At 44.7% G+C, this 12,747-nt stretch carries 11 protein-coding genes and 1 tRNA gene; 8 read left to right on the forward strand and 4 right to left on the reverse strand.

Translation table 11 applies throughout. The annotated features are described in order from the left end of the window. From CBP12_RS08405 to CBP12_RS08430, 6 genes are all read left to right on the forward strand, one after another. Positions 1-444, forward strand: a complete 444-nt coding sequence (locus CBP12_RS08405; RefSeq protein ID WP_086964033.1) for a GatB/YqeY domain-containing protein — start codon at positions 1-3, stop codon at positions 442-444. Positions 445-518: 74 nt separating this feature from the next. Further along, complete coding sequence (gene dnaG, locus CBP12_RS08410; protein WP_086964034.1) at positions 519-2,303, forward strand: DNA primase; 1,785 nt, start codon at positions 519-521, stop codon at positions 2,301-2,303. A gap of 246 nt (positions 2,304-2,549) precedes the next feature. After that, complete coding sequence (gene rpoD / locus CBP12_RS08415; protein WP_086964035.1) at positions 2,550-4,385, forward strand: RNA polymerase sigma factor RpoD; 1,836 nt, start codon at positions 2,550-2,552, stop codon at positions 4,383-4,385. Positions 4,386-4,562: 177 nt separating this feature from the next. After that, positions 4,563-4,639, forward strand: a tRNA-Ile gene (locus tag CBP12_RS08420). 608 nt (positions 4,640-5,247) lie between these two features. Further along, positions 5,248-6,171: a DUF808 domain-containing protein gene (locus CBP12_RS08425; protein ID WP_086964036.1), complete on the forward strand. Its 924-nt coding sequence runs from the start codon at positions 5,248-5,250 to the stop codon at positions 6,169-6,171. 130 nt (positions 6,172-6,301) lie between these two features. Continuing rightward, positions 6,302-6,730: an MgtC/SapB family protein gene (locus tag CBP12_RS08430; protein WP_086964037.1), complete on the forward strand. Its 429-nt coding sequence runs from the start codon at positions 6,302-6,304 to the stop codon at positions 6,728-6,730. A 131-nt stretch (positions 6,731-6,861) separates the two neighbouring features. On the opposite strand, the gene CBP12_RS08435 is transcribed toward CBP12_RS08430, so the two are convergent. Continuing rightward, positions 6,862-7,575 carry a tellurite resistance TerB family protein gene (locus CBP12_RS08435; protein WP_086964038.1) on the reverse strand — a complete coding sequence of 238 codons (714 nt, stop codon included), beginning with the start codon at positions 7,573-7,575 and terminating at the stop codon, positions 6,862-6,864. 440 nt (positions 7,576-8,015) lie between these two features. On the opposite strand from CBP12_RS08435, the gene CBP12_RS08440 reads away from it, so the two are divergent. Then, a complete protein-coding gene (locus CBP12_RS08440) occupies positions 8,016-8,486 on the forward strand; it encodes an FKBP-type peptidyl-prolyl cis-trans isomerase (protein WP_086964039.1) in 471 nt (156 codons plus the stop codon). A 76-nt stretch (positions 8,487-8,562) separates the two neighbouring features. Here the strand turns inward: CBP12_RS08440 and CBP12_RS08445 are convergent, their stop codons facing one another. From CBP12_RS08445 to rlmA, 3 genes are all read right to left on the reverse strand, one after another. Continuing rightward, positions 8,563-8,730, reverse strand: a complete 168-nt coding sequence (locus tag CBP12_RS08445) for a metallothionein (protein WP_157420085.1) — start codon at positions 8,728-8,730, stop codon at positions 8,563-8,565. 125 nt (positions 8,731-8,855) lie between these two features. After that, a complete protein-coding gene (locus CBP12_RS08450) occupies positions 8,856-9,908 on the reverse strand; it encodes a GGDEF domain-containing protein (RefSeq protein ID WP_086964041.1) in 1,053 nt (350 codons plus the stop codon). 329 nt (positions 9,909-10,237) lie between these two features. Beyond that, positions 10,238-11,068: a 23S rRNA (guanine(745)-N(1))-methyltransferase gene (gene rlmA, locus CBP12_RS08455; RefSeq protein ID WP_086964042.1), complete on the reverse strand. Its 831-nt coding sequence runs from the start codon at positions 11,066-11,068 to the stop codon at positions 10,238-10,240. A gap of 220 nt (positions 11,069-11,288) precedes the next feature. Between rlmA and CBP12_RS08460 the strand changes: the two genes are divergently transcribed. Continuing rightward, positions 11,289-12,683, forward strand: coding sequence for a DEAD/DEAH box helicase (locus CBP12_RS08460; protein ID WP_086964043.1), 1,395 nt, complete (start codon positions 11,289-11,291; stop codon positions 12,681-12,683). Positions 12,684-12,747 lie beyond the last annotated feature (64 nt).

Raw genomic sequence — 12,747 nt, forward strand, 5'->3', positions numbered from 1 at the left:
ATGTCCTTAAAAGACCAATTGTCTGAACAGCAAAAGTTAGCTATGCGTGCCAAAGATAAGGCGCGCCTTAGTACTTTGAGAATGCTGCTGGCAGAGATCAATCAAAAAGAGCTAGACAGCCGCGAAACCTTGAACGATGACGATGTCATCACCATAGTTACCAAAATGGTAAAACAGCGCAAAGACGCCGCCACTCAATATGAGCAAGCGGGCCGTCAAGAATTAGCTGATGGTGAGCTTCAAGAGATCGTGGTGCTGCAGGAATTCCTGCCGCAACCGCTAAGCGCAGACGAACTGGAAACTTTGCTTAATAATGCCATCGCCGACACTGGCGCTACCGGTATGCAAGATATGGGCAAAGTGATGGCGGCATTAAAACCGCATACCCAGGGGCGTGCAGATATGGGTAAGGTGAGCGCGAGCATTAAAGCTAAACTAGCTTAAGGTTTACGCATTATCTTTCCAACGGGCCGTGCCTCTTCGTGATGCACGGCTTTGTTTTTTTATACCGGTGAATAATGTCAGGCAGAATCCCTCAATCTTTTATCGACGACTTATTGGCCAGAACCGATATAGTCGATCTTATCGATCAGCGGGTGAAGCTAAAAAAAGCGGGCAAAAACTATCAAGCCTGCTGTCCGTTCCATAATGAAAAATCCCCCTCCTTTACCGTGAGTCACGAAAAACAGTTTTATCACTGTTTTGGCTGTGGCGCTCATGGCACTGTGCTGGGTTTTTTAATGGAATACGATGGCCTTGAGTTTCTTGATGCTATTGATGAGCTAGCAGGCATGCATGGCTTGACGGTGCCTCGCGAAAATAGCCATTCTTCGCAAACACCGCAGCAACAAGCGGCGGCCAAGGCCGTACGCCAAGATTTATATCAGCAATTAACTGACATTAGTCGGTTTTATCAACATCACTTACGCCAATCTAATACTGCCATTCAATATTTAAAAAACCGCGGCTTAAGTGGTGAAGTCGTTAAGCGTTTTAATATTGGGTATGTGCCTGACGAGTGGGATAGCGTAAAACGCCAATTTGCGAGCAATAGCGAGACCGAAAGTCAGTTGATTGATGGCGGCATGCTAATAAAAAATGACAATGGCCGAGTATACGACCGGTTTCGGGATCGCATTATGTTCCCTATTCACGACCGCCGTGGACGAGTCATTGGCTTTGGTGGGCGAGTGCTTGGTGATGGCACGCCTAAGTATTTAAACTCGCCTGAAACGCCAGTATTTCATAAAGGTCGTGAGCTTTATGGCCTTTATGAAGTGCGCCAAGCACAGCGCAGCCCCGAGCGCATTTTAATTGTTGAAGGCTATATGGATGTGGTGGCCTTAGCCCAATTTGGTATCGATTATGCAGTAGCAAGCTTAGGCACCGCCACCACGCCTGAGCATTTACAGCTCTTATTTCGCACCACCCGCGAAGTGATTTGTTGCTATGACGGCGACCGCGCTGGGCGAGATGCGGCTTGGCGCGCCTTAGAAAATGCCCTGCCGCTGTTACAAGATGGGCGCAGCCTTAAGTTTGTGTTTGTACCCGATGGCGAAGACCCCGACAGCTTAGTGCGTAAATTAGGAGCCGATGACTTTAGTCAGCTCTTAGATAACGCACAAGATTTTGGCGACTTTTTGTTTGAGCGCCTGAGCCAAGAAGCCATGAGTGGCGATGCAGGCCAACATGAGTTAGCTAATCAAGCGGCGGCTGCTATCGTGAAAGTACCTGAGGGCTTTACTCGTGAAGGACTGATCACCCAGCTTTCACGCCAACTTAATTGGGGCGAAAACGAACGCCGCGTCCGTGAGCTATTTAGCCGTTTACAGCCAGAGGCGAAGGCCGCAACTGAGGCTGCGCGCCCTAATAAGAAAAAGATTAAGTTGACGCCTATTCGCCGAGCTATTGCTCTTGTGCTACAATATCCGGCTGCCGCTGCCCGTTTATCGACAACTGACACCCAAGAGGTGGCCATGTTGCCTTTACCGGGCATAGATTTATTGCAAACCCTATTGGTACAAGTTCAAGCCCAACCTTCGATGACCACCGCCCAATTGCTCGAACATTGGCGTGATCATTCCTCAGGGCCCGCACTGGCGCGATTAGCCATGAGCGATGAACTTTTTGCAGGAGATCTCATTGAGCAGGAGTTAAAAGACACCTTTGCGGTATTAATCGAGGATTATTTTTCGAGTCGTATCGAAGCGCTGCAACAAAAAAGCAGCCAAGGCGGTCTATCTACTGCAGAAAAACAAGAATTAATACTGTTGCTAAGTGAAACTAAAGCCAGCAGACACTGAACATTGAAAATGGGCGTTTACGCCCCAATATAGAAAACTAAGCCTGAAATACGGCCATTTATGGGTAATTAGACCCAAGAAAGCTACAACACACTCACCGACTATATGGCAGGGCGTGTTGGCAAGCACATCAACGCCTGCAGCGTTGACTAAATTTTGTTAAAATCGGCTATTTGTGCGTCACATTGAAAGATGAGTGTGCCTCATTGCTTACACTTTCTTGCAAGATTTAATCGGATGAGTTTTATGGAGCAGACCCCACAGTCGCAGCTTAAACTTCTCGTTGCCAAAGGTAAAGAACAGGGCTACCTGACTTATGCCGAGGTCAACGATCACCTTCCACAAGACATTGTCGACTCAGATCAAATTGAAGATATTATTCAAATGATCAATGACATGGGTATTCAGGTGGTAGAAACCGCCCCCGATGCCGATGATCTTATGATGTCTGAAACCTCGGCCGATGAAGATGCAGCCGAAGCCGCCGCGCAAGCGCTCGCTTCCGTTGAGTCAGAAATTGGTCGCACCACAGACCCAGTGCGTATGTATATGCGCGAAATGGGTACGGTGGAGCTGTTAACACGTGAAGGCGAAATTGAAATCGCTAAACGTATTGAAGACGGCATTAATCAAGTGCAAAGCTCGGTATCTGAATACCCCGCGACTATCACTACATTATTAGATCAGTTCGACCGCTTTGAAGCAGGCGATATTAAGCTTAGTGATATTATCACCGGCTTTCTCGACCCAGATGCAGAAGAGCCGCCCGCCCCTACGGCCACGCATATTGGTTCTGAGCTAAGCGAAGAAGATAAAGAAGAAGACGAAGACGACGAAGATAAAGAAGACGAAGAAGAAGTTGATACCGGCCCTGATCCTGAATTAGCCCGTGAAAAATTTGGCGTATTGCGTGAGCAGTATGAAAAAATGCGGGGGGTTATTGACAGTAAAGGTCGAACGTCTGCTGAAGCGGCAAAAGAAATAGCCGAACTGGCTTATATTTTCCGTGAGTTTCGCCTGATCCCTAAGCAGTTTGACCGCTTAGTAAATGCCATGCGTGACACTATGGTACGGGTTCGTGTGCAAGAGCGCTTGATCCTTAAACTGTGTGTTGAGCAATGCAAGATGCCAAAGAAAACCTTCGTGCAAGCGTTTTCTAAAGATGAAGCTAACCCAGAGTGGTTTAATAGCTTAGTGGCTGCTGGCAAAACCGCGTGGGCAGTGCGCTTAAGCGAAGTGGCAGAAGATGTGCTGCGCTCTATTGGTAAGCTTAAGCAAGTTGAAGAAGAAGCAGACTTAACCATTACGCAAATTAAAGATATTAACCGTCGTATGAGTATTGGTGAGGCCAAAGCCCGCCGTGCTAAGAAAGAGATGGTAGAAGCTAACTTGCGTTTAGTTATTTCTATCGCTAAAAAATACACCAACCGCGGGTTACAGTTCTTGGACTTAATTCAAGAAGGTAATATCGGCTTGATGAAAGCGGTAGATAAGTTTGAATACCGTCGTGGTTATAAGTTTTCTACTTACGCCACTTGGTGGATCCGCCAAGCGATCACCCGCTCTATTGCTGACCAAGCGCGTACCATTCGTATTCCGGTGCACATGATTGAGACCATTAATAAGCTCAACCGTGTATCACGCCAAATGCTGCAAGAAATGGGTCGTGAGCCAACACCAGAAGAGCTGGCTCATCGCATGGTGATGCCTGAAGATAAAATTCGTAAAGTGCTGAAGATTGCCAAAGAGCCGATTTCCATGGAAACGCCCATTGGTGATGATGAAGACTCTCACTTAGGCGATTTTATCGAAGATACCACTTTGTCGCTGCCGGCTGACCAAGCGACCAGTGAGAGCTTGCGCAATGCCACCAAAGATGTGCTCTCTGGCCTGACCGCCCGTGAAGCTAAGGTACTGCGCATGCGTTTTGGTATTGATATGAATACCGATCACACGCTGGAAGAAGTGGGTAAACAGTTTGACGTAACGCGTGAGCGGATTCGCCAAATTGAAGCGAAGGCGCTGCGTAAATTACGCCACCCCAGTCGCTCAGAAGTGCTGCGTAGCTTCCTCGACGAGTAAGTCAGAAGTTACAGCAATAAAGGGCGCTTAGGCGCCCTTTTTATTAGCTCTCATCTGCTTGATAGGCTTTAGCTAGCAATTTGAATTTTAAACAGACCAAGTGTTTAAAAATCAAACGGATATTGAATAAGCTGACTAGACAGGCTCAGCCACTTTACCTATAATCACCCCACTTTTGGCCCCTTAGCTCAGTTGGTTAGAGCACACGACTCATAATCGTTAGGTCCCCAGTTCAAGTCTGGGAGGGGCCACCATATACAGCAAGGGTTAGCAGGTTAATATCTGCTAACCCTTTTTTGTTGCCTGCGATTCTTGGCTAAGCAATGACTCAAGTAAGCGGTTAGTTCGCTGGCTTTCTATAGCCAAAATAAATATTTTCTTTTTACCACCCTTCCCCATTTTTCCGAAAGCTTCTCTGTTTTGCACAAAAAATAATTAATTATACACATTTCTGACTGTTTGCTTTTCGGTACTCTGAATATTATATAAACAGTAAAATTACGATCGAATAATTCTCGTGTAGCTGTTACGGGAGTGAGTGGATGATGTCCCAAAGGTTTTGTAGCTCTGAGAGAAAAAAGTTTTTCTAAAGGCCATATTTAGCAAGGCGCGCGCGATGGAAGGCTGAAAGCCTAGCTAATTTTAGCGCATTAATCGTGATAAAAGTTTACTAAATACACTCTAAGCTTGAGAAAAGAGCATATTCTTTCTCTGCTCCCTGCTGTCTATAATGCTAATACAATAAAAAATCTAGTCTCTTAAGTTAGCAAACGAGTGTCTAGTGAGTAGAGCTCGCGATATAAAATATAGATACTCAAGAGTGTATCAAGTCATTGATACAAATAGACACGCAAGAGTGCGTATGGCAGGAACTAGTTTATTAACCTTACTTGATGACATCAGTGTGATATTAGATGATGTTTCGCTTATGACTAAGGTTGCCGCAAAAAAAACTGCAGGGGTGTTGGGCGATGATTTAGCATTGAATGCAGAACAAGTCTCAGGTGTTAAAGCCGACCGTGAGCTACCAGTGGTTTGGGCTGTGGCTAAAGGCTCATTCGTTAACAAACTTATTCTCGTACCATCAGCGCTGCTCATTAGTATGATTTACCCTCCTCTTGTCAACCTTTTGTTAATGTGTGGGGGAGTTTACTTAGCGTATGAGGGAGCTGAAAAAGTAATTCATAAGTTTTGGCCACATATTTTGCATGAGGATAAAAAACAAACCGCTCGCCTACGTGCCAATGCTGACAACACTGTCGATTTAGTAGCTTTTGAAAAGAAGAAAATTAAAGGGGCGATACGCACTGACTTTATCTTATCAGCCGAAATTATTGTTATTGCCCTTGGCTCGGCAGTAGGAGCGACGCTTCTAGAAAAAAGATTAGTGCTTGCCATTATTGCTATTAGTATCACTGTGGGTGTTTATGGCTTAGTCGCAGGTATTGTCAAAATGGATGATTTAGGTTTACACCTAATCAAGCAAGGAGGGAGGGTTAAGCATCTAGTAGGCGAATTTCTAATGTCTGCAGCACCAAAACTGATGAAAATTTTGTCAGTTGCTGGGACATTAGCGATGTTTTTAGTAGGCGGCGGGATATTAGTTCATGGGATAGGTTTTTTGCATCATGAGGTCGAAGATTTAGCGCACTTGTCCGGTATATTTGAAAATATAATCACCATGTTTTTAAACGCGATAGTAGGTTTAATGGTAGGCATTATAGCAGTGGCGATTATTACTATTGTTAACAAGGTACACGGCAATAAAGCCTCTTTAGAAAGTTGACCCATAAAACATAAAAAACCATTTTTCATACTGTAGCAGTCCGACTGAATAACAGTAACTGGAGAATATTGTGTTATTTTTTCAAAAAACTACACTCTTTAACATTTCTTTTTACAGAGAATAATCAGCCATGTTTGAGTTTGATTTAAACCTAAACCTATTGATATATCATCTGATTCAACTAAGCATTGCTTTTATACTTTCACTGCCGATTGCTCTCAATCGTGAAATGAAAGACAAAGGAGCTGGGTTGAGAACGTTTCCCTTGGTGAGTATTGCATCCTGCGCTTTCATGTTAGTGGCCGTCGACATTTATCACGGCTCGGAGCCTGAGGCTAGGATCATGTACGCTATTATTACCGGTATGGGCTTTATTGGTGGTGGGGCGATTTTTAAAGGTGAGAATACCGTTAAAGGCACGGCGACGGCAGCTAGCTTATGGAATACGGCAGCGATTGGCATTTCAGTCGCGTATGGGCGCTATGAAATAGCGATAATACTGTCGGTGGTGAATTTTATTATCTTACAATACTCAGACCCGTTTAAAGCCAAAAAATAGCTAAGTTAATTATTTTTTGGCTCATGTTTTTATTCATTCTACGAGCCTAAGCAAAGTTAACAGAGTGAATTTTATCTCACATAAAGCCTCATAGAGAAACCCACGGTGATTGGAAGCTTAATGAAGCCGTATCAACGCAGGTGCGCTATTGCTTGGGTTTCCAACTCTTTTTTCAGCTCTGGGGCCAGTTGTAATTGACGAGCAAGTTCATCAAGATAAGCTCGCTCCATATAATTTTCCTCATCCATGACGAGAATGCTGGCGAGATACATCTCTGCGGCAATTTCTGAGCTTTTAGCCTCACGAGCCAAGGCCGTGGGGTCCACAGGTTTTTGCATTTCTTGTTGAAACCATAATTGTAGCTGTGGCTCATTAGTGAGTTTAGCGATAGCATCATCAATTAACTGCTGCTCTCGCTCGTCTATGTGACCATCTGCCTTGGCAGCACTAATAATTGCGCGAAGAATAGCTTGGCTATGCATTTCCACAGCAGTCTGTGAAACTCGATCTACCGTCTGCGGTTGATGCTGAGGGGGCTGTGCTTGATTAATATTATTATTTTGCCAATTGCTATAAGCCTTATATGCCAAGAACCCTAGCCCGGCCAGACCGCCATAAGTAGCAACGTTACCGCCCACCTTGCGTGCTTTTTTACTCGACATCAGTAAGCTGATCATACCGCCACCTAAGGCTCCTCCCCCAATATTTCCAAGCAGGCTACTTATATCTGTATTTGACTGGGTTGAACCTGCCTGATGGGTTTGGTGGGACTGTGCTGTATGCTGGGTTTGAAGTAATTCTTTACCTGAGCTGAGAAGTTGATCGAGTAAGCTGCGAGTATTCATTTTTTTCTCCAATGCGATGATTAATATCCTCTTATTGACTACATAGTGCTTAAATCGTTCTAAATATTGAGCATTCAGTTAACTTAGAAGAGATATTTTTTATCATAGCTCGAGCAGCAACGCCGTGTTTTCTATACTGAGACAGGTATAACAAGACAAAGAGGCTACTTACTCAGCTCGCAGCGCGCTTTATGAATGTTAAGCAACTGAAAAGATAGCATTAAATAGGTAAAAAATGCCTAACATTTCTCGTGAATACTCAGCACTTTTTAGCATTAAATTGCAGTAAATCATTCTAGTCGTAACTGGTGGTATGGGCGCTAAGCAGTTAGAATTAGTCACTCAATTATAACTTAAACGCCGCCTTTTATTTACAGGAAGCGTAAGCGCTATCTTCCCTTGTTCCAACCATATTATTTTTAATACTAATAGGATCCCTAATGAAATTTGTTCTTATCGCCGTCATTATCATATTGGCTGCATTTTATTTTATAAAAAATTCAAATAATAAAAAAATTGCTATCGAAAATATTAATGCGGGTAAAGCACAACTAGCACAAAACAAGGAAAATGCCGAAATTATAGAAACCGCTTCTGGCTTGCAGTACCAAGTGCTAGCAAAGGGCGAAGGTAGCGAGCATCCTAGCGCTAAGTCGACAGTAACTGTGCATTATCATGGTACTTTACTGGATGGCACTGTGTTTGACAGCTCAGTAGAGCGTGGTGAAGCTATCAGCTTTCCCCTAAATCGAGTGATCTCAGGCTGGACCGAAGGGCTACAGTTAATGGTGGTGGGTGACAAGTTTAGGTTTTTTATCCCTTCGCGACTGGCGTATGGCAACGCTGGGGCCGGTCAAATACCACCAGGCTCGTTATTGATTTTTGAAGTGGAGCTATTAGCTATTCAATAAAAAATAAGAGGGTAAGCTTTCTTAATAACAAAGGGCATAAGAGCAAGATGGCGGATAACCGCCATCGTTGCTTTTATTACTGGGCGCAGTTACAACTGGAATGTTCACAGCCAGTACCTTGAGCACAGCCTTGGCAGCAAAAAACGCCTTGTGCGGTGGTAACAGGATGCTCTGCTTCTTGAATTTTGCAATGACAGCCTTCAAAAGCACACTCTTTAGTATGATCGCTGTTCACGTTAGCCATTATCTGCTCCTTCTTTATTAGCAAAGTATTGATAAGTTTTATAGTAACTTTCATTGTTGTTACACTTTACTAACATAGCTGAATTTTAGCGATTTACGAAACTTTTACCTGTTCGCGAAACGCTATTAGGCACATACAGTACAGTTACGCCCCTGTGCTTTTGCTAAATATAAAAGTTGATCAACACCTCGTAAACTCGCCTCCAACTCACAGCTGGCCGTTAACGTACTAATGCCAATACTGACTGTCATAAAAATGGCTTGCTGCTTTAGCTCTAAGATAGGCTGATTTTTTAATAGCTGCTGTAAGCGCTCAGCCGCTTCCAGCGCCTGGGCTTGAGAAGTATTAGGTAATAGCACCACAAACTCTTCTCCTCCCCAGCGACTGATCACATCTGTTTGGCGAAATACTTGATGACAGAGTTCGGCAAAATTACGAATAACACAGTCTCCGGCCGCATGGCCAAACTGGTCGTTAATACTCTTAAAGTGATCAAAGTCGATCATTATTAAGGCGGCACTTTGTTCATTACGTTTAAGCCGAAGTAATTCGTTTTCTAAGCATTCTTCAAAGGCGCGCCGATTTAATAAGCCCGATAAAGAGTCGGTAGAAGCGAGGGCAAGCAGCTCAGCTTGAGCCGCTTGCAGCTCTTGAATGAGGCTTGCCTGCTTACTATGCGCTCTGAGTAACTCCAGCTGTGTCATGACTTGACCCGCGAGAGCCGTTAGCGCCGATAACTGCTTTTCATTGAGCTCTCGGGGTTGGTAGTCCAGCACGCACAAGGTGCCGATAGGGTAGCCCGTTTCACTTCTTAGTAGCGCGCCTGCATAAAAACGCAAATAAGGCTCACCCCTTACCAGCGGATTATCGGTAAAGCGCGCGTCTAGGCGGGTGTCAGGTACAATAAATAAATCTGGCTGCGTAATGGCGTGCACACAGATAGAGATATTTAAGGGCGTCTGTCGCACATCCAAACCCAGTACCGATTTAAACCATTGTCGGTCGCGGTCAATAAAATTAATAACCGCAATGGGCGCATCACAAATCAAAGCCGCGATTTCAGTAATAGCATCAAAGGCGGCTTCAGGAGGCGTGTCGAGTATGTCATAGGCAGCAAGCGCCGCTAGCCGTAACTCTTCATGGTCGGCATAGTCATCTTCAAGAACAGCGTTGTTCATAGTGTTAAACCAATATAATAAAGTAAGAAAGCTATTCTCCTAGTCACTACTAGTAAACCCTGGCTGCTATTAACTATCACGCTTATATAGCACTTAATTATTAGAAGTGAGAGTGCCTAACTTCATAAGGCAACGACTTATATTACCATTAATAAATAAACTAAGCTGTACCGTAAGTTAATGAAGCCGTTGGAGCTTAGGCTACTGTTACTTAAACTGCTGTTTAATAAAGAGAGTACTGAATAAAAAAATATTTATGAATAATAAAAAAACTTATTATTCATATTAAATAGGAGTATCAAATAAACATTTAATTAATACCCCCACCACTAGTGACTTATTTTTTGATAAACCCGTAACATAAAATCGGCGTCACATTTTAGCTCCGCCATAGCGGTTAACGCTTGGCGCACCTCAAGGCTGGCCTTCCAAGCAAACGGGGTCATTTGTAAGAGGTCATCAGCTTGCTCACCGGTTAATGCCATGTCGTAAGTCAGCTTAGTTGCTGCTATTAGCGCAAATCCGGCTAGCTCTTCACTTGTTTCATCGTGCAAGTGCACGTTTTCATAAATCAGCTCTTTAAGCTGGTAAAGGTGGCGCGCGGCGGGCGTGACTGTGATAACCACCCCTTGTTTGTTTAATACTCGCGCCAGCTCTAGCGCCTCGCAGGGGGCATAAATGCGGACAATGGCATTCAGGCTGTGATCGGCAAAAGGTAAGCGCTGACTAGAAGCCACACAGAACTGCATATGAGGCGAGCTATATCGCTTTGCAGCATAACGAATTGCAACTTTTGAAATATCTAAGCCATAACAAGTGGCACACTGTGACTGCGCCATGAGTGCATTTGCCAGAAAAGCGGTGTAGTACCCTTCACCACAACCAATATCTAGTATTTGACGAGGCGTATGTTGGGTGTAGTGCAAACACAAATCGACTACAGCTTGGCGCAGCGGATGATAATGCTCTGTGGCTAAAAACCGTCGGCGCGCCTGCATCATCTCCACATTATCGCCCGGCTCTTTAGAGCGTTTATGCTGCACCGGCATTAGGTTAACGTAGCCTTCTTTAGCGCGATCAAATTGGTGGTTATTTTCGCACTCTAACCCACCTACCCGAGGAGTAAGAGCCAAATGACAAAGCGGACACTGATAAGACATGTAAACCTGCAACGAAAGAAGATAAGCAACATAACGAAGCGCAGTGTAATTGTTTTCTTTAGCACATGCGATTGTTAAGCTTATCGCGCTTTAATCGGTGCTCGCCCACTTAAGTGAACAAAAATTCGTCAAATTGTTAATCAAACCTCTCATGTCAGGGCAAAATACTGTATATTCTGGCCTCGTTTTTTGACTGTAGCGACTCTACAGAGGATCTCTTATGCAATTTTCATCTTTAGATTTAGCCCCCGAGCTACAACGTGCCTTAGTGGCCTGTGGCTACAGTGCAATGACGGCCGTACAAGAGCTGGCCATAGTGCCCGCACGGCGCGGTAAAGACTTACAAGTAACGGCGCAAACCGGCACTGGCAAAACTGCCGCCTTTGCGGTGCCAGTATTGCAGCGCATGCTAGATAACCCAAAACAAACGCTAGCGCGCCGCCCACGCACCCTGATATTAACGCCCACCCGTGAGCTTGCCGAACAGCTTGGCGACTCGATTAGTGACTATGCCCAGTTTTTACCTATTAGCGTCACCGCTCTCTATGGGGGTGTAAAAATGGGTGGCCAAGCCAATAAGTTAAAGGCAGGCGTAGACTTGGTAATCAGTACTCCTGGGCGCTTAATGGAGCACTTAACGCTTGGCAACTTAACCTTAAGCGATGTCGAATTTGTCGTACTCGATGAAGCGGACCGTATGTTAGATATGGGCTTTATCAATGATGTGCTTAAATTAATACAACTGACCGCCAAGAAGCGCCAAACCTTATTGTTTTCTGCCACCACTTCTCCTGCAGTGAATGAGCTATCCCATAAAATTTTGCATGATCATCAGCAGATCCGGGTAGCTAAAATCAATAGTACCGCCGAAACCGTGACTCACGTGGTGTATCCGGTAGAAGAAAGCCGCAAAATTGAATTATTTGAAGCGCTGTTAGCCGAGCATAACTGGTTTCAGGTGTTAGTGTTTACGAGCACTAAAGAGCAAGCGGATCGACTCTTAGCAGGGTTAAAAAAGAGTAAAGTTGCTGCAGGCGTATGCCATGGCGATAAGAGCCAAGGTTCACGTCGTCGCGCCATTGCCGATTTTAAAGCCGCAAAAATTCAAGTGTTAATAGCCACGGAAGTCGCCGCCCGCGGCTTAGATATCCAAGGCTTAGATTATGTAGTTAACTTTAATTTGCCCTATTTAGCAGAAGATTATGTGCATCGTATTGGGCGTACCGGCCGTGCGGGCGCTCGTGGCACCGCCCTGTCGTTTGTTAGCCGTGAAGAAGAGCAATCCCTAGAGCGTATCCAAAAGCTCATTGGCACCGAGATCCAGCGCATTATAAAGCCTGGCTTTGAAGTCACTAGCCGTGCCTCTTTACTAAAGAGCTTATCGCGAAAAGTCATTTCTGGACGTTCTAATCGCGCCAGTGAAACAATCATTGAGTTGGCCAGCTCTGGTGATAAGCAACCTCAAGGTAAACCTCGTCGTGCACGCCCAAGTGCTGACACTGAGCAAAAAGTAGCAGCTAAGCCAGTGCATTATAAAAAGAGTCAAAAGCCAACAGAAACAGGCCCGAAGAAAAAGAAATTGCGCGGCAAACGCGCGCAGCAACATTCTCGTTAAAATATAAGCGTTAATATTAAACGCTAGCATTAACAGCACTAACCAAAAAACCAAAGCCGCCAGT

This window comes from Oceanisphaera avium (genome assembly GCF_002157875.1).
In the GTDB taxonomy this organism is placed as follows: Bacteria; Pseudomonadota; Gammaproteobacteria; order Enterobacterales; family Aeromonadaceae; genus Oceanimonas; species Oceanimonas avium.

Excerpts from the sequence above, each read along its gene's own strand:
- CBP12_RS08405 (WP_086964033.1), top strand. The coding sequence starts at position 1 with ATGTCCTTAAAAGACCAATTGTCTGAACAGCAAAAGTTAGCTATGCGT.
- dnaG (WP_086964034.1), top strand. The coding sequence starts at position 519 with ATGTCAGGCAGAATCCCTCAATCTTTTATCGACGACTTATTGGCCAGA.
- rpoD (WP_086964035.1), top strand. The coding sequence starts at position 2,550 with ATGGAGCAGACCCCACAGTCGCAGCTTAAACTTCTCGTTGCCAAAGGT.
- CBP12_RS08425 (WP_086964036.1), top strand. The coding sequence starts at position 5,248 with ATGGCAGGAACTAGTTTATTAACCTTACTTGATGACATCAGTGTGATA.
- CBP12_RS08430 (WP_086964037.1), top strand. The coding sequence starts at position 6,302 with ATGTTTGAGTTTGATTTAAACCTAAACCTATTGATATATCATCTGATT.
- CBP12_RS08435 (WP_086964038.1), bottom strand. The coding sequence starts at position 7,575 with ATGAATACTCGCAGCTTACTCGATCAACTTCTCAGCTCAGGTAAAGAA.
- CBP12_RS08440 (WP_086964039.1), top strand. The coding sequence starts at position 8,016 with ATGAAATTTGTTCTTATCGCCGTCATTATCATATTGGCTGCATTTTAT.
- CBP12_RS08445 (WP_157420085.1), bottom strand. The coding sequence starts at position 8,730 with ATGGCTAACGTGAACAGCGATCATACTAAAGAGTGTGCTTTTGAAGGC.
- CBP12_RS08450 (WP_086964041.1), bottom strand. The coding sequence starts at position 9,908 with ATGAACAACGCTGTTCTTGAAGATGACTATGCCGACCATGAAGAGTTA.
- rlmA (WP_086964042.1), bottom strand. The coding sequence starts at position 11,068 with ATGTCTTATCAGTGTCCGCTTTGTCATTTGGCTCTTACTCCTCGGGTA.
- CBP12_RS08460 (WP_086964043.1), top strand. The coding sequence starts at position 11,289 with ATGCAATTTTCATCTTTAGATTTAGCCCCCGAGCTACAACGTGCCTTA.